Annotated in this window: 12 protein-coding genes; 9 read left to right on the plus strand and 3 right to left on the minus strand. The window is 64.5% G+C overall.

Features of this window, described 5'->3' with window-relative positions; all coding sequences use genetic code 11:
* Positions 1–118: 118 nt before the first annotated feature.
* Both THIARS_RS04710 and THIARS_RS04715 read right to left on the minus strand, forming a co-directional pair.
* The gene (locus THIARS_RS04710; RefSeq protein WP_094159687.1) at positions 119–1,294 is read right to left on the minus strand and encodes a UxaA family hydrolase; all 1,176 of its coding nucleotides are present in this window, start codon (positions 1,292–1,294) and stop codon (positions 119–121) included.
* A gap of 112 nt (positions 1,295–1,406) precedes the next feature.
* On the minus strand, positions 1,407–1,688 hold the full coding sequence (locus THIARS_RS04715; RefSeq protein ID WP_094159688.1) for a UxaA family hydrolase: 282 nt from the start codon (positions 1,686–1,688) through the stop codon (positions 1,407–1,409).
* Between the two features lie 43 nt (positions 1,689–1,731).
* On the opposite strand from THIARS_RS04715, the gene THIARS_RS04720 reads away from it, so the two are divergent.
* From THIARS_RS04720 to THIARS_RS04745, 6 genes are all read left to right on the plus strand, one after another.
* Positions 1,732–2,622 carry a GntR family transcriptional regulator gene (locus tag THIARS_RS04720; RefSeq protein WP_342747730.1) on the plus strand — a complete coding sequence of 297 codons (891 nt, stop codon included), beginning with the start codon at positions 1,732–1,734 and terminating at the stop codon, positions 2,620–2,622.
* 225 nt (positions 2,623–2,847) lie between these two features.
* Positions 2,848–3,138, plus strand: a complete 291-nt coding sequence (gene groES / locus THIARS_RS04725) for a co-chaperone GroES (RefSeq protein ID WP_094159690.1) — start codon at positions 2,848–2,850, stop codon at positions 3,136–3,138.
* Between the two features lie 39 nt (positions 3,139–3,177).
* Positions 3,178–4,815, plus strand: coding sequence for a chaperonin GroEL (groL, locus tag THIARS_RS04730; RefSeq protein WP_094159691.1), 1,638 nt, complete (start codon positions 3,178–3,180; stop codon positions 4,813–4,815).
* A 216-nt stretch (positions 4,816–5,031) separates the two neighbouring features.
* The gene (locus THIARS_RS04735) at positions 5,032–6,129 is read left to right on the plus strand and encodes a zinc ribbon domain-containing protein (RefSeq protein ID WP_094159692.1); all 1,098 of its coding nucleotides are present in this window, start codon (positions 5,032–5,034) and stop codon (positions 6,127–6,129) included.
* Positions 6,130–6,194: 65 nt separating this feature from the next.
* On the plus strand, positions 6,195–7,349 hold the full coding sequence (locus THIARS_RS04740; protein ID WP_094160636.1) for a zinc ribbon domain-containing protein: 1,155 nt from the start codon (positions 6,195–6,197) through the stop codon (positions 7,347–7,349).
* 205 nt (positions 7,350–7,554) lie between these two features.
* Positions 7,555–10,005: a patatin-like phospholipase family protein gene (locus THIARS_RS04745; protein WP_245845527.1), complete on the plus strand. Its 2,451-nt coding sequence runs from the start codon at positions 7,555–7,557 to the stop codon at positions 10,003–10,005.
* Positions 10,006–10,039: 34 nt separating this feature from the next.
* On the opposite strand, the gene yihA is transcribed toward THIARS_RS04745, so the two are convergent.
* Positions 10,040–10,780, minus strand: coding sequence for a ribosome biogenesis GTP-binding protein YihA/YsxC (gene yihA, locus THIARS_RS04750; RefSeq protein WP_094159693.1), 741 nt, complete (start codon positions 10,778–10,780; stop codon positions 10,040–10,042).
* Between the two features lie 70 nt (positions 10,781–10,850).
* Between yihA and THIARS_RS04755 the strand changes: the two genes are divergently transcribed.
* From THIARS_RS04755 to ccsB, 3 genes are all read left to right on the plus strand, one after another.
* Positions 10,851–11,561 (plus strand): c-type cytochrome, encoded by a 711-nt coding sequence (locus THIARS_RS04755; RefSeq protein WP_186436570.1) that lies wholly within the window; start codon positions 10,851–10,853, stop codon positions 11,559–11,561.
* Between the two features lie 330 nt (positions 11,562–11,891).
* Positions 11,892–14,081: a cytochrome c biogenesis protein ResB gene (locus THIARS_RS04760; protein WP_245845528.1), complete on the plus strand. Its 2,190-nt coding sequence runs from the start codon at positions 11,892–11,894 to the stop codon at positions 14,079–14,081.
* Positions 14,082–14,094: 13 nt separating this feature from the next.
* A complete protein-coding gene (ccsB, locus tag THIARS_RS04765) occupies positions 14,095–15,552 on the plus strand; it encodes a c-type cytochrome biogenesis protein CcsB (RefSeq protein WP_094159695.1) in 1,458 nt (485 codons plus the stop codon).
* Positions 15,553–15,773 lie beyond the last annotated feature (221 nt).

The following is a 15,773-nucleotide window of genomic DNA, read 5'->3' on the forward strand; positions in this document are numbered from 1 at the left end:
CATGTTGTGCGCCTTCACAGTCCCCCGTTGCAGGCGCTGGTCAAGCCCCGGCGCGGCGTATGGCCCGCGCCGGGCAAACCTCCTCGTGACGGCCGGCGGCAATCAATGATCGGCGCGTTCATGCACTTTCGTACAGACGGGTCAGCACGAATTCGCGGTGGCCCAGCGCCTCGGCCGCGGTCAGGCGTCCGTTGGCCGTGCGCAGAAGGCACTCCAGCGCCTTGTCGCCGGCCTGGTCGAGATTGATTTCTCGCTGCAACAGTCCCGAGACGTCGACGTCGATGTGCTCGCGCATCAAGCGCACCGTGCGCGGGTTGGCGCATAGCTTGATCACCGGCAGGATCGGATTGCCGATCACGTTGCCTTGGCCGGTCGGGAAAAAATGCGCGACGTAGCCCGAGGCGGCGCACAGCGTGACCATCTCGGCCGCGGCCGAGGAGGAATCCATGAACCACAGCCCCGAATGGGTCGGCACTTCGGCCTTGTCGAGCACGCCGTCAACGCGGCATTGCTTGCCGATCTTCTGGATGTTGCCGAGCGCCTTTTCCTCGATCGTCGTGAGCCCGCCGGCAATATTGCCCTTGGTCGGCTGGCTATCCGACAAATCGCTTGTCTTATGCCGGTTGATCATGTCCTGGTAACGGTTGAACATGAACATGAAGCGCTCGCGCACCTGGTCGTTGGCGCAACGCGCCGCGACGATGTTCTCGCCGCCGGTAATCTCGGATGTTTCGCCGAACACCAGGGTGTTGCCCAGCCCGTAGAGCTTGTCGAAGGCGTTGCCCACGGTCGGGTTGGCGCCGCAGCCCGAGGTGGTGTCGCTTTCGCCGCATTTGGTGGACACCCACAGTTCGCTCAATGGGCAGGGTTCGCGCTGTTTCTCGCTGGCCCACTGCACATACTCGCGCGCGGCTTGGCTGGCGCGCTTGATGGTGTCGTGGTCGCCATGGCCCTCGATGCCGAATCCAACCACCGGCTTGCCTGTCGCGGCGATGCCGTCGACCACCTTGTTCGTCCAGCTGTCCTCGATGCCGATGACCACGACGGCCGCGACGTTGGGGTTGCATCCTGTGCCGATCAGCGTGCGGAAATGCAGGTCCAGGTCGGCACCGAACTGCAGGCGGCCGTAGGGGTGGGGAATGGCCATCGTGCCCTTGATGTTGTGGGCCACGGCTTCGGCGGCGGCGTTGGATAGATCATCCAGCGGAAGAATGATCACATGGTTGCGTATACCCACCCGGCCGTTTTCACGGCGATAACCCAGGATCGTGGTGTCTTTGGAAATGGTTGGCATTTGCTTTCCTCGAGGGATTGTCAGAAGTTCCGGGCGCGCCGAACAGATCGGCGCAATGTGCCGGCGGCAGGTCTATCCCATGCTGGGCCTGGGTCGGCGCGCATGGGGTTGCTTACCAGCGCTTGGTCTTGATGTTGTGGACATGCGCGTGTTCGCCGGTATGGATCGGGGCGACGACTTTGCCGATATCGACGGCGTATTTCCATACGGTGTCGCCAACGGCCATGTCCTTGAGTGCGATCTTGTGCCCTATCGGAATGTCTTGCGCGGCCTTGACGCTGGTCATGCGGTCTTCATCCATGATCCAGCCATTGAGCGTCATGCCTGCTTTGACGCCCTCGGCGACGACGACGGCAACGGAATCCTTGGAATCGTGCAGTACGAAGTGAATCATTCTGTCTCCTTGGTGTGTATGCGCTCCGGCCTTGTGCCCGCATGTGAGGCGCAAGAATACGTATGCATATCATCCAAGTCAACTAGATGACCTAGATGTATTGCTGGGTAAAATAGAACAAAATGTTTCGGGCCATGGCGTGCCCGAGGCTTGCCACCCCGCACAAAACGAACGAGGCGCGATGACAGACGAAATCTCAACCGGAATGTCTCCAGGTACACACCTGTACAAAGCGGTGAAGCACAAGATCACCGAGTCGTTGCGCACTGGGGAGTGGAAGCCCGGCGAGGTCATTCCCTCGGAAAAGAAGCTCAGCGCGCGCTTTTCCGTGAGCATCGGCACGGTGCGCAAGGCGGTCGACGAGCTCACCGCGGAGAACGTGCTGATCCGCCACCAGGGGCGAGGGACCTTCGTTGCCTCGCATGGCCGTGGGCGGTACTTTTTTTCGTTTTTCCACATCGTGCGTCAGGATGGGCATCGCGAATTCCCAGCAGTCGAACTCGTCGAATTCGACAGGCGCCAGGCTGACGCGAAAACAGCGGCCGCCCTGGGCATCGGTGTCGGCGATAGGGTTTTGTGTTTCACCAACAGGCTCAGCCTGCAGGGTGAGCCTGTCATCCTGGATCAAATCACCGTGCCAGCCGCGCTGTTCAAGACGCTGAACGAGCGCACGCTGCGTGATCGCCGCTCCACCATCTACCAGCTCTACCAGGAGCAAGCCGGCATCAGCGTGATCCGGACCGCCGACCGCGTGCGCGCGACCAAGGCCGACGCCGCCAAGGCGCGTCTGCTGCAAGTGCCGGCCGGGCACCCGCTCCTGCTGGTGGTGCGCGTGGCCCATTCATTCAAGGACCGGCCGGTCGAATTGCGCCACTCTTACGTCAACACCGATCGCCACGAATATGCCGTCGACCTGATCGGTGACCAGTTCTAGGGCCCTGGCCCATGGCGGCTATGGTCGCCATGGCGCGGCGGCGGCCCAATTCCTCTTCAAACCTTGAAATTCCAATCTTTGCTCCTACAATTAGCACTCGCATGATGTGAGTGCTAGTAAGGCGGCCGAAAAGGCCGTTGCTCTTCTGCACCGCATCAATAACCGGGTTTGATCGCCTGGTTTGCGTATTTCCACCCTCGAATTCCATCAACAGGAGCAACACGAATGAAATTGCGTCCATTGCATGACCGCGTGATCGTCAAGCGCGTCGAACAGGAAACCAAGACGGCATCCGGGATCTACATTCCCGACAATGCCGCCGAGAAACCCGACCAGGGCGAAGTGCTGGCCGTGGGTCCTGGCAAGCGCGATGAGAAGGGGCAACTCAGCCCGATGGCGGTGAAGGTCGGCGACCGCGTGCTGTTCGGCAAGTACGCTGGCCAGACCGTGAAGGTGGACGGCGACGAACTGATGGTGATGCGTGAAGACGACCTGATGGCCGTCATCGAGAAGTAAGTCCGTCTCAATCCAGCAAAGCATTTCGGAGAAATACCTATGGCAGCGAAAGAAGTCGTTTTCGGCGCGGATGCGCGCATCCGCATGATGGAAGGCGTGACCATTCTGGCCAACGCCGTGAAGGCCACACTGGGGCCCAAGGGTCGCAATGTGGTGCTCGAGCGCTCGTTCGGCGCCCCCACCGTGACCAAGGACGGTGTGTCCGTGGCCAAGGAAATCGAACTGAAGGACAAGCTCCAGAACATGGGCGCGCAGATGGTGAAGGAAGTGGCGTCGAAGACCAGCGACAACGCCGGCGACGGCACCACCACCGCCACCGTGCTGGCCCAGGCCATCGCGCGTGAAGGCATGAAGTATGTGGCCGCCGGGATGAACCCGATGGACCTCAAGCGCGGCATCGACAAGACCGTGATCGCGCTGGTCGAGGAGCTGAAGAAGATTTCCAAGCCCTGCACCACCAGCAAGGAAATCGCCCAGGTCGGCACCATCTCGGCCAACTCGGATGAGGACGTCGGCCAGATCATCGCCGAGGCGATGGACAAGGTCGGCAAGGAAGGCGTGATCACCGTCGAAGACGGCAAGAGCCTGAACAACGAACTCGACATCGTCGAGGGCATGCAGTTCGACCGCGGCTACCTGTCTCCCTACTTCATCAACAACCAGGATCGCCAGGTCGCGACGCTGGAGAATCCCTACGTTCTGCTGAACGACAAGAAGATCTCCAACATCCGCGATCTGCTGCCGATTCTGGAGCAGGTGGCCAAGTCGGGCCGTCCGCTGCTGATCATCGCCGAAGACGTCGACGGCGAAGCGCTGGCCACCCTGGTGGTCAACAGCATCCGTGGCGTGCTGAAGACCGTGGCCGTCAAGGCCCCCGGCTTCGGCGACCGCCGCAAGGCCATGCTGGAAGACATCGCCATCCTGACCGGCGGCAAGGTGGTTTCCGAGGAAACCGGCATGACCCTGGAGAAGGTCACCCTGGCTGATCTGGGCCAGGCCAAGCGCGCCGAAGTGGCGAAGGAAAACACCACGCTGATCGACGGCGCCGGCAATGCCGCCGACATCGAAGCGCGCGTGAAGCAGATCCGCGTGCAGATCGAGGAAGCCACCTCCGACTATGACCGCGAGAAGCTGCAAGAGCGCGTGGCCAAGCTGGCCGGCGGTGTTGCCGTGGTCAAGGTCGGCGCTGCCACCGAAGTGGAAATGAAGGAAAAGAAGGCCCGCGTCGAAGACGCCCTGCATGCCACACGGGCTGCCGTGGAAGAGGGCATCGTGGCTGGCGGTGGCGTGGCGCTGCTGCGCGCTCGCGCCAACGTGAAGATCACTGGCGCGAATCCGGATCAGGAAGCCGGCATCAAGCTGGTGATGCGCGCCATCGAAGAGCCCATGCGCCAGATCGTCGCCAACGCCGGCGACGAGCCCAGCGTGGTGCTCAACAAGGTGCTCGAGGGCAAGGGCAACTACGGCTACAACGCCGCCAACGGCCAGTACGGCGACATGATCGAGATGGGCATCCTGGATCCCACCAAGGTCACCCGTACCGCGCTGCAAAACGCCGCCTCCGTGGCCGGCTTGCTGCTGACCACCGAGTGCATGGTGGCCGACGCGCCGAAGGACGAGGCTGCAGCCCCGCCGATGGGCGGCGGCATGGGCGGCATGGGCGGCATGGACATGTAAGTCCACCCGCTCCGTCCTGGAGCGTGGCCCGCGCCTCGCGGCGCGGGTTGCATGACAAGGGCCTGCAAACCTTCGGGTGTGCAGGCCCTTCGCTTTTTGTGCGCCTTGGCCCGATCCTGGCATGGATGGCGGTGTATCGCGGATGGAACGGCGCGATTGGCAGATGGCGCACGACTACCTAACATGCGTCACACCCGATTGACTTGGAGTCCCGCGATGGCACGTTTTTGCACGCAGTGCGGCACGCCCAACAAGGACGAGGCCGGATTCTGCATCGGCTGCGGCATGCAGATGGCCGGGCAGCGTCTCGCAGCGGCTGCGCAGCAAGTTGGACATGAGGCCGCTGCGACTGCTGCGCCCGTCACGGCGCGGCCTGCCGAAAGCGGTGAATCCGGGGTTCGCGGCGGTCTTGACACGTCCGATGTCAGCAAGGCGCAGAGCCTGGCCGAGATCAAGTCGCGGATCGAAGCGGAGGACAGGGCGCGTGCCGCAGCCCTGGCCGCGGCGCAAATTCCATTGACGGTCCGGGACGCCGCGAACCGCGCGAAAGCCGCGCGCGCGGCGCGCAGAAGCGGCGCGGCAGGGATGGCGGCGGAAGCGGATTCGCCAGATGTGGGCTCGTCCTCGTACAACTGGGACAAGAGCGCGCGCAAGGACGGCTTCCTGCCGCGAGCTGCCGCCGCATTGGGGGCCGTGATGGCTCTTGCCGTGGCCATCGTGTGGTGGGGGCAGCAGCGCTCGGTGCAGAACATGGCTCGCGTGGCCAGCGCGCCCGCCGGTGGCGGGGCGGCTTCGGCAGCGAGGTCGGCGCCGGCCCCGGTGCATGAAGTCCAGACGGAGGCGAAAGCGGCCACCCCCATGTTGGAGCCCACCGCCCGGCCCAAGCCGTCGCATGCCGCGATCGCCGCCAAGCCGGCTTCCGCCTTGGCGCATGCGTCCCCAGCGGGCGTGGGCGCGCCGCATGCTGAACCGACCGCGCAAGCCGGTGTCGCGCATCGTCTCGGCGCCAAGGCGCAACCGCAAACCTTCGCCCCCGTGCCTGCGGCGCAGACCACGGCTGCGCCGCGGAGTCAGGCCTCGAGGCCGCTGCCAACGCGTGCGCAGGCGACCGACGCAGGAAGCATGCAGGCCACGGCGGTGCAGGCGCTGCGGCAGGCGCTGGCGGCATGCCAGGGCAAGGACAATTTCTTCACGCGGCAACTGTGTATCCAGGAAACGCGCTGGAAATACTGCGGCGGCCCGTCGGGCGCCGAGCCCCTTTGGGGCAAGATTCCCGAATGCCCGAGTGCAACCGCGCAGCACGCCAGCCCTTGAGCGCGGCCTGGCATGCGGCAACGTGGCTGCAGCCGCGGCCGTTTCGACAACCGAGGGAGAACATGATGACCGTGAAGACCACCAACAACCTCAGCGTGTTGCTGCGCAGCTATGAGGCCTTGCACAACTGGCGCGCGCTGGTCATGCTCGCGGGCAGCGCCTTGCTGGCCGGCCTCGCCATGGCCGGGGGGAGCATCGCCGTGGAAAGCTCCGGAAGCTATGCGGTGATGGGACTCATGGGACTGCTGGCGTTCATCATCGCCCTTGTCGGCATGAACGCCAGCGGGCTGATGCTCGTCGACCAGGCCTACGACCAGACGGTGCGCGGTTTCGGCGCGGCATTCATGGGCGGGCTGCAGGCGGCGCTCTACGCCGTTGGCGCGCTCATCCTGCTGGGGTTGGGATTCGCGGCCATCGTGCTGGGCGTCTTTGTGCTCTCGCTGCTGGGGCGCATTCCTGGAATCGGCGGGTTTTTCGGCTTCATGCTCGCCGGACCCTCGGTGGTGCTCGTCGCCATGGCCTATGTCGTGTTGCTGTTTGCGGTGCCGCTGATGGTCGTGGCCATCTGGCATGGCGAAGGCCTGCTCGGCAGCCTGTCCCACGCCGCCGACATCGTGCTCAAGAAACCGTTGGAAGTGTTCATGCACGTCCTGGTTCTGGGCCTGCTCGTTTTTCCCGTGGCGGTCCTGATCTTCGGCCTGGTTTTCGGTGCGAGCATGCTGGTCGGAGGCATGTACGGCACGGGAGCCTTGAGCGGCGCCACGCTCGATGGCGGCGGCCATGGCCCCATGGGGATGTTCATGAATTCCATGGCCAGCTATGGCTTCGGCGGGGCCGGCATTTCGATCAGCCTCGTGCTGTTTCTGGCATGGTCGGTGGTCGGCTTGATCTACGTCCTGGGCATGATCTTCGTGTACCGCGCGGTGAGCGAAGGCGTGGAGTCCGAGGCGGCAGGCCTGGTGCGCGAGCGTTTGTCCCAACTCAGGCAGAAGATGGACGCGTACAAGCCGCGCGGCGGGGCCTCGGCTTCGGCGGCGGACGCCACGAACGCCGAATCGACCGTCGGATCGGGCATGCCGGAGCGGGGCGAGTCCATGGACGCGGTGCAGGCTCCGGCTCCAGCCGCTGAGCCCCACGCCGCCGCGCGTTGTCCGGCGTGCGGGGCCGAGGTACGGTCGGGCGATGCGTTTTGCGGCAACTGCGGGCATCCGTTGCGCTAGGGCAGCCGGCGTTTACGCGACACCGCGGCCTTCGCGTCGCGGACCCACCGTGCCGTGGATGTCTACGCATGGCCCCCAGGCCGCGCGGTTCATTCGCGATGGGCAGCTTTGTGTGGCGGATGGCGTTGCCGTGGTTGGCGTCGTTTCTTCGGCCTTGGCGTCACGGCGGCGAAGTCACCGGGAGTTCTGGACCGAGGCGTGCGGCATGGTCGCTCAAGGCATGCGGCGCAACGCATTCCGGATACGCTTCGTCTTCATGGGCGACACCGCGTGGATTTCCTTTGTTTGGCGTTTCTTGCCGTGGGGGCTGGCCTTGGTCCTGGCGGGTCCCGCGCATGCGGCGGGCGCGGCGGCTTCGGGGCCGCCGGCGCCGAAGGCTTCGGCTCCGCTGCTGGATGTCGCCCCCGCGGTGCTGGGCGTGCCCAAGGCGGGGAAGCGTCTGTCCATCGGCGATGGCGGCAAGGGCGGACGCACGTCGGAACCGGCCCAGCCCCCGACCGCGCCGCAGGCGGCCACCGGGCCCGCGCCGCGTATTTGCCTCGCCTTGTCGGGCGGAGGGGCGCGAGGGCTGGCGCATATCGGTGTGTTGATGGCGCTGCGCGCATTGCGCGTGCCCGTGGACTGCATTGCCGGGACCAGCATGGGGGCCATCGTCGGCGGTCTGTACGCAGCCGGCGTGCCGCTGGCCGTGTTGCGCCAGCAGGTCGGCGGGCTGGACTGGAAGGCGGTGTTCCGCGGCAGGCCGCCGCGCGAGGGGCTGGATTTCCAGCGCAAATCCGATGACGTGCGCATGCCGGGCGGCATCGAACTGGGGATCAACGACCACGGGCAGGTCAGCCTGCCGGATGCGGCGGTGAACAGCACGGCGCTGGAAACGGTGCTCACCAATCTCACGCTGCAAACGCGTTCCGTGCATGACTTTGACGCGCTGCCCATCCCGTTTCGCGCGGTGGCGACGAATATGGTGAACGGCCGCAAGGTCGTGCTGGATCAGGGCGATCTGGCGACCGCGCTGCGCGCCAGCATGTCGGTGCCCGGGGTGTTCCCACCGATCGAGGTCCAGGGCGCCCTGTTGGGGGATGGGGGGCTGGTGGACAACATGCCCATCGACGTGGCGCGCGCCATGGGGGCGCAGGCCGTCATCGCGGTGAACATCTCCACGCCGCTGTCCTCGCGCGAGGCGCTGGGCAGCATCGTGGGCGTGACCGGGCAGATGATCAACATTCTGATGGAGCAGAACGTCACGTCCCAGATCAAGACGCTCACTGCGGCGGACGTTCTGATCACGCCGGATCTGGGCAGCATCTCCTCGGTGGACTTCGACAAGGGCGAGCAGGCCCTGCGCGACGGTTACGCCGCGACCATGGCCGCAGCCCCGCAACTCGAGCGTTACGCTCTGTCGGAGCAGGCCTATCGGGCGTGGCGCATTCGCGTGGATACGCACGCGCAGGAACTCGTGGCGGGCCTGGCCCAGCGACCGCTGGTGGCCGTACGCGTCGAAGGCTCGGCGTGGGCGCCGGGCGCAACGCTCGAGGCCAATCTCAGTCAGAAAGCGGGCCAGCCGCTGCGTTATGCCGATGTGCACCGCGATCTCGATTGGCTGGCCGGACTGGGCGATTTTTCCCGCGTGGACTACCGACTGGTGCGCGATGGCGAGGGCGATGCCCTGGACTATCGCGTCACCGACAAGCCCTGGGGGCCCAATTTCCTGCGTTTCGGCCTCGGACTGTCCACGGACTTGCGCAACCAGACGCGCTTCGAATTGCAGCTCATCCAGCGCCGACCCTGGCTCAACAGCCTGGGCGGGGAGTGGCGCAATTTCGTGCAATTGGGGTGGGAGAATCGATGGACGTCGGAGCTTTACCAGCCGCTGAACAGGGTCGATTCTGTTTTTCTCGCGCCTTATCTGGACCTGGATTCGCACCCCATCGACGTGTACGCGGGGAATCAACCCATCGACCGCTACCGCCTCACCACCTCACGCGTCGGGCTCGACGTGGGGACGCCGGTGTCGGACTACGGGGAACTACGGCTCGGCTACAGCCTGGCGCAGATTTCGGCCAACACCATCTTGGGCGCATCCAACCTGAGCGGCAGCGTGCGCGAGGCGGGCATTCGGGCACTGGCGGTGTTCGACCGGCTGGATCATGCCTATTTCCCGCGCGAGGGCTGGCGTGCGCGGCTGGAAACCTTCAGCGCCGATCGCCGCCTGGGCAGCGCGGCCAACTACGTGCGCCTGGATCTTTCGGGGCAGTACGACCACAGCTTCGGGCGCCAGACCCTGGAAGCGGCGGCGCACGTGGCCAGTTTTCGCGACATCTCCGGTACCGGATACAACTACTTCTCGCTCGGCGGATTCGATCAGCTTTCGGGTTTCCGCGAGGGGCAGATCATCGGCAACTATCTGGCCTACTTCCGGCTGGGGATGCGGACCGAACTCACCACCGCCGGCTTGTTCGGCGGCGCCACCTACGCCGGCATCAGTCTGGAGCGCGGCAACGCCTGGGCGCAGCGCGACCAGGCCAGCCTGAGGGATCTCCGATCGAGTCTGGCCCTCTATCTCGGTGCCGACACGCCGCTCGGGCCGGTGTACTTCGGCCTGGGCAAGGCGCCCGGGCAGACCGTGAACTTCTATCTCATGCTCGGGCGGCCCTGAACACCCCGGCCGTGCAATGCGGCGCCCTCGCCATTCACGGCGGACCGGAGGACTGCGGTGGTGCGGTGGAGAGGGGCGGCGCAGGTTCGGCCTCGGACACAGGCCGCAGCCACGCTTCGAGCAACTGACTGGCTTCCAGCAAGCCCTGGCGCTTGGTGGCCGAGAACAGCTGCACCGAGATCGGCGCCATCAGGCCGGCACGCGCGGCATTGCGCTGCAAGTCGTCGCGTACGGACTGGGCCTGCAAATGCTGTTGGCTGCGCGTGAGCTTGTCGGCCTTGGTCAGCAGCACATGCACGGGCAGCGCGGCGGGCGAGGCGTAGCTCAGCAGCGTCCAGTCCAGCGGGGTCAGGCCGTGACGGCTGTCGGCGATCAACACCAGCCCGACGAGCTGCTGGCGTTGTGCCAGGTACTGGGCGATGAACCGCTCCCAGCGCTGCTTGGTGGCCAGCGGCACCGAGGCGTAGCCGTAGCCCGGCAGGTCGGCCAGGAGCCCGGCGGTGACGCCGCCAAGCCCGACGGTGAAAAGGTTGATGTGCTGGGTGCGCCCGGGAGTCTTGGACGAAAAGGCCAGGCGGCGCTGGCCGCACAGGACGTTGATGGCCGTCGATTTGCCGGCGTTGGACCGTCCGACGAAGGCAACTTCCGGCCAGGAGCTGGCCGGAAGTTGGTCGAACTGGGCAGCGGTGGTGAAAAAGCGGGCGGATTGCAGCAGTGGGCTGGTATCCGCATGCCCCTTGGCGCCTGGGGTGCTGGAATTCCCTATATTCGTCATGACTTATACATCGTTAGCATGCGGCATCTTATTCCCCCAGTCACTCTCAACGCCGCCAGACGAGGAAGGTATGCGCCCATTCATCGCCAAACAGCGTCGCCCACAGGGGCGCGTTCTTGCCGGATTCGCCACCCTGCTGTGCGTCGGGTTGGCCGGTGCGGCGCTGGCTGGCCAGGACACGGCGCAGCCCCCCGTGACGGTGGTCGTGTCGGCCAAGGCGCCCTCCGACGCCCAGATTGCGCAGGGCAAGCAACTGGCCAAAAGCTGCGCGGCATGCCATGGACTCGACGGCAATGCCACGAGCACCCAGTTTCCCAAGCTGGCGGCCCAACGTTCGGACTATCTGTATCGGGAACTCATGCGCTTCAAGCCGCAGGGTCCGTCCAAGAAACCCGAGCGCGTCAATCCCATCATGAATGGCGTCGCCGCGACATTGTCCCAGCAGGACATGCGTGATCTGGCCGACTATTACAGCCGCCAGGCAATCAAGCCCGCAATCGCCACCAATCCCAAGCAGGCCGAAATCGGCGAGGCGATCTGGCGCGGCGGCATCGCCGACCGCAGGGTGGCGGCGTGCGCGGCCTGCCACGGGCCGGGCGGATTGGGCATGCCTACGCAGTATCCGCGGCTTGCCGGACAATGGGCGGGGTATATCGAGGCCCAACTCCATGCTTTCCGCAACGGCACGCGCGGCGACGGCACGCCGATGCACGATATCGCCTCGCGCATGAGCGACCGCCAGATGCGCGATGTGTCGGATTTTGTTGCAGGTTTGCGTTGAACGATTCGACGGACCTCGTCTCTATGCGAAGATGCAATTCCATCCATCACATGCGGGTACGGTAAGGCCCGGCCGGGCAGCCTTTGCTATAGTGCGGGGGCTGATGCGCCCGGACCAGGCGCCGAGCACTTGGCCATACTATGGCCCGTATGCGAAGCGGAACGATGCGGCGCACGGAAGCAGTATGCAGCGAGGGTGTGCGGCGTGAAGGCATGCGGTGTCAAGCAGCACCAAGTCGGGCTGCCCCAAGCCCCATACGCCCGCCAGCGCGATGGCCAACGGCACGGCAGGCTCTGACCTGTCCTTTGCCGGCACCGGATCAAACTATTCATGTCATCCATCTCGAACGTCAGCACCTCCGGCCTGCGCCTGCGTAGCGGATCCCGCTCCTGGCGGTCCTTCGTCGAGTTGCTTTCGTCGATGCGCTTCGCGATTTCGCTGCTCGTGGTCGTGGCCATCGCCAGCATCATCGGCACGGTCTTGCAGCAGGGCGAGCCGCTGAACAACTACATCGACCAGTTCGGCCCATTCTGGGCGGCGGTGTTTCATCGCATCGACCTGTTCAATGTGTACAGTTCCTGGTGGTTCGTGATGATCATGGGCTTCCTCGTCGTGTCCACCTCGCTGTGCCTGATCCGGAACACGCCGAAGATCCTTGCCGATCTGAGGAACTTCAAGGCCGGTATTCGCGAGCAGGCGTTGCGCTCCTTCCACGACAAGTTCGAGGCCGAGCAGGTCACGCCGCGCGAGACCACGGTGGCGCGCATCGTCGCGCAGCTCAAGGGGCGGGGCTATGCGGTGAAGGTGCAGCCCGCCGAGGGCGACGCGCAAGGCGGCACCATGGTGGCGGCCAAGACGGGCGGCATCAACCGCCTCGGCTACATCCTGGCGCACAGCGCCTTCGTGCTGATCTGCCTCGGCGGCCTGCTCGACGGCGACATGATGATCCGGCTCCAGATGCTGCTGTTCGGGAAGCAGACCCTGAAGAGCAATATGGAGATCTCACAGGTTCCTCAGCGCAACATCCTGTCGGTCAACAACCCCACCTATCGCGGCAATCTGTCGATTCCCGAGGGCAGCAGTTCGAACATGGCGATTCTGACGATCGGTGACGGCTCGGTCCTGCAGCCCTTGCCTTTCATCATCACGCTCAAGAAATTCGTCGTGGACTACTACTCCACCGGCATGCCGCGGCTGTTCGCCAGCGACGTGGTGATCACGGACAGGAAGACGGGCAAGTCCTTCCCCGCCACGATTCGGGTCAACCATCCACTGACCTACGACGGCGTCACGATTTTCCAGTCGGGTTTCGACGACGGCGGCTCCCATCTCATGCTCAAGGCCTGGCCGATGCAGGGGCCGGCCGAGAACACGTTCGATCTCACGGGCGATGTCGGCAGTTCGCGCCAGCTCACCAACGGCAAGCAGGCCCTGCGCCTGGAGCTCACAGGCTTCCGCATGATGAACGTGGAGGATCTGAACCGCGCCGAGCAGGACGGCAAGGCGCCGCCGAGCAGCAGCTTCATGCATCGCTTCGATGAGCACCTCGGCGCCGCCGTCAAGCGCAACGAGACGAGCAAGCTCACCAATGTCGGCCCGGCCGTTATCTACAAACTTCGGGACGCGGCGGGCCAGGCCCACGAATTCTTCAACTACATGCTTCCCGTCGAGCTTGGCGGCACCAAGGTGTTCCTCGCCGGCGAGCGCAGCGAGCTTGGCGGCGCCTACCATTACCTGCGCATTCCGGCGGACTCGAAGGACTCGATCGACGGCTGGATGCGTTTTCGCGCCGCGCTGGATGATCCCGCCCTGCGTACCCGGGCCGTGGATGCGTACGTCAAGGAATCGCTGCCCCCGGGTTCGCCCGCGACGCTTGTCCAGCAACTGCAGGCCACGGCCGGTCGTACGCTGGACATCTTCGCCGGCGAGATTCCGGACGACCCGAAGACTGGCTTGCCAGTCGTGAAGGCGCCTGGCGGCCTTCCTGCGCTGGCCGAATTCCTCGAGAAGAGCGTCCCGAAGGATCAACTCGCCAAGGCCTCCGACGTGTTCATCCGCGTCCTCAACGGCACACTGTGGCAGTTGTGGCAGGTTTCGCGCGCCCAGGCTGGCCAGGCGCCAGCCGTGGATAACGCGGCCAACAACCGGTTTTTCAACGCCGCCGTCCTGGCACTGTCGGATTCGACGTTCTATCCGGCGCCCCTGTATTTGCAATTGACCGATTTCAAGCAGGTCGAAGCCAGCATCTTCCAGGTCGCGCGCGCGCCCGGCAAGGTTATCGTGTATTTCGGCGCCATCCTGCTCATCCTCGGCGTGTTCGCCATGCTGTATATCCGCGAGCGTCGTGTGTGGTTCCTCGTGCGCGACAGCGGCCCGTCGGGCAGCAAGACCCTGATGGCGATGAGTACCAACCGCCGCACGCTGGAATTTCAGAAAGATTTTGAAACCCTACGCACCGCCACGCTGGGCGTAGCATCACAGGCTCCGGCGGCAGCAGCGCCGGGTTCGGACCACCCCTGAAGGGACTTTCGCCATGGAACTCACGAGCAAATCCCACGCGTTGGGCATCGATGCAGGCCCGCACGATGTGAAGCACACCGGCCCGGTGGCCTACTTGCGCCGCCGCACGGCGTACGACTGGATCTTCGCCGCACTGATTCTTGGCGGGGACGCCTATGTGCTGAGCCACTATGGCCAGAACATGAACTACTACGTCCAACTCATTTTCCTGGGGGCGACGACTTCGCTGATGTTCCTGGGCTGGGGCTGGACGGCGCTCAAGAACCTGGCCATCACCGTGGCCGCGCTCTCGCTGCTCGGGATCTGGCTGTACAACGGCCCGGGCGGCACGCCGGTGCTGGCGCGTGGCGAGCAGAATTTCTTCCTCAAATACTTCCTCTCCAGCCAGACGGCCATCATGTGGATGGCGGTTCTGTTTTTCCTGAGCACGGCCACCTACTGGGTGGGCATGTTCACCGGCCCAGCCCAGGTGACCGCAGGCGGCGCTTTGGCCGGCGGCGGAACGATGGGCACGTCCGGTGGTGGCGAGATGATTCGCGACGCGCGCGGCTGGCAGTCGAATTTCGCGCAGTATTTCGCATCCCGCCTGGCGTGGGTCGGCGTGACGATGGCGCTGGTTGGAACCATGATGCGCTGGTACGAGGGCTATCTCATCGGCCCGGACGTCGGCCATATCCCGCTGTCGAATCTGTACGAAGTTTTCGTGCTGTTCTCCTGGTTGACCACCGCGCTGTACCTGTACTTCGAACACAAGTACAAGACACGCAGCATGGGCGCCTTCGCCATGCTGGTGGTCAGCGCCGCAGTGGGCTTTCTGCTGTGGTTCAGCATGGTGCAGAACGCGTTCGAGATTCAGCCTCTGATCCCCGCGCTGCAAAGCTGGTGGATGAAGATCCACGTGCCCGCGAACTTCATCGGCTACGGCACGTTCGCGATTGCGGCGATGGTGGGTTTCGCCTACCTGGTCAAGTCGCACGCGCAGGAAACATCCCTCTGGAAGCTCGGTCCCCTGTGGGTGATCGGTTTCGTGATGTTCTTCGAGCCGCTGATTTTCCGCCAGGGTGGTATCTCGGAATACTGGGGCGTGTTCGCTGGAATCTCGGCGCTTGCCGTGGGCGGTATTTTGTACAGCCGCCAGCGCATTGCTTCCCACCTGCCTTCCTTGGAGGTGATGGATGATGTGATGTACAAGTCCATCGCGATCGGCTTCACCTTCTTCACCATCGCCACCATTCTTGGCGCCATGTGGGCAGCCGAAGCCTGGGGCGGCTACTGGAGCTGGGACCCGAAGGAAACCTGGGCCTTGATCGTCTGGCTGAACTATGCGGCTTGGCTGCACATGCGTCTGATGAAGGGCCTGCGCGGACAGGTCGCCGCCTGGTGGGCGCTGACGGGCCTGTTGGTGACGACCTTTGCCTTCCTTGGGGTCAACATGTTCCTGTCCGGTCTGCATTCATACGGCAAGCTGTAAGCACGGTTTTACTTGGAAAGACAAAAGGCCCTTCGGGGCCTTTTGTCGCGTATGGCCAGTGGATTTTCGACCCGAATCGACAGCCAATAGCCGCCAGGCGGCCAGGGTCGGAGGCTGTCGTGTAAGGTTTGGGCGGGCAGGGCGACCAAGCCTCAGGGGGAATAAACATGGCGCTTTCGCCGTCTATTCCGGCTGAAGGCACGCGTCCGCAGCACAACGGG

This window comes from Thiomonas delicata, from assembly GCF_900088825.1.
Taxonomy (GTDB): Bacteria; Pseudomonadota; Gammaproteobacteria; order Burkholderiales; family Burkholderiaceae_C; genus Thiomonas_A; species Thiomonas_A delicata.

Excerpts from the sequence above, each read along its gene's own strand:
- THIARS_RS04710 (WP_094159687.1), bottom strand. The coding sequence starts at position 1,294 with ATGCCAACCATTTCCAAAGACACCACGATCCTGGGTTATCGCCGTGAA.
- THIARS_RS04715 (WP_094159688.1), bottom strand. The coding sequence starts at position 1,688 with ATGATTCACTTCGTACTGCACGATTCCAAGGATTCCGTTGCCGTCGTC.
- groES (WP_094159690.1), top strand. The coding sequence starts at position 2,848 with ATGAAATTGCGTCCATTGCATGACCGCGTGATCGTCAAGCGCGTCGAA.
- groL (WP_094159691.1), top strand. The coding sequence starts at position 3,178 with ATGGCAGCGAAAGAAGTCGTTTTCGGCGCGGATGCGCGCATCCGCATG.
- THIARS_RS04735 (WP_094159692.1), top strand. The coding sequence starts at position 5,032 with ATGGCACGTTTTTGCACGCAGTGCGGCACGCCCAACAAGGACGAGGCC.
- THIARS_RS04740 (WP_094160636.1), top strand. The coding sequence starts at position 6,195 with ATGACCGTGAAGACCACCAACAACCTCAGCGTGTTGCTGCGCAGCTAT.
- THIARS_RS04745 (WP_245845527.1), top strand. The coding sequence starts at position 7,555 with ATGGTCGCTCAAGGCATGCGGCGCAACGCATTCCGGATACGCTTCGTC.
- yihA (WP_094159693.1), bottom strand. The coding sequence starts at position 10,780 with ATGACGAATATAGGGAATTCCAGCACCCCAGGCGCCAAGGGGCATGCG.
- THIARS_RS04755 (WP_186436570.1), top strand. The coding sequence starts at position 10,851 with ATGCGCCCATTCATCGCCAAACAGCGTCGCCCACAGGGGCGCGTTCTT.
- THIARS_RS04760 (WP_245845528.1), top strand. The coding sequence starts at position 11,892 with ATGTCATCCATCTCGAACGTCAGCACCTCCGGCCTGCGCCTGCGTAGC.
- ccsB (WP_094159695.1), top strand. The coding sequence starts at position 14,095 with ATGGAACTCACGAGCAAATCCCACGCGTTGGGCATCGATGCAGGCCCG.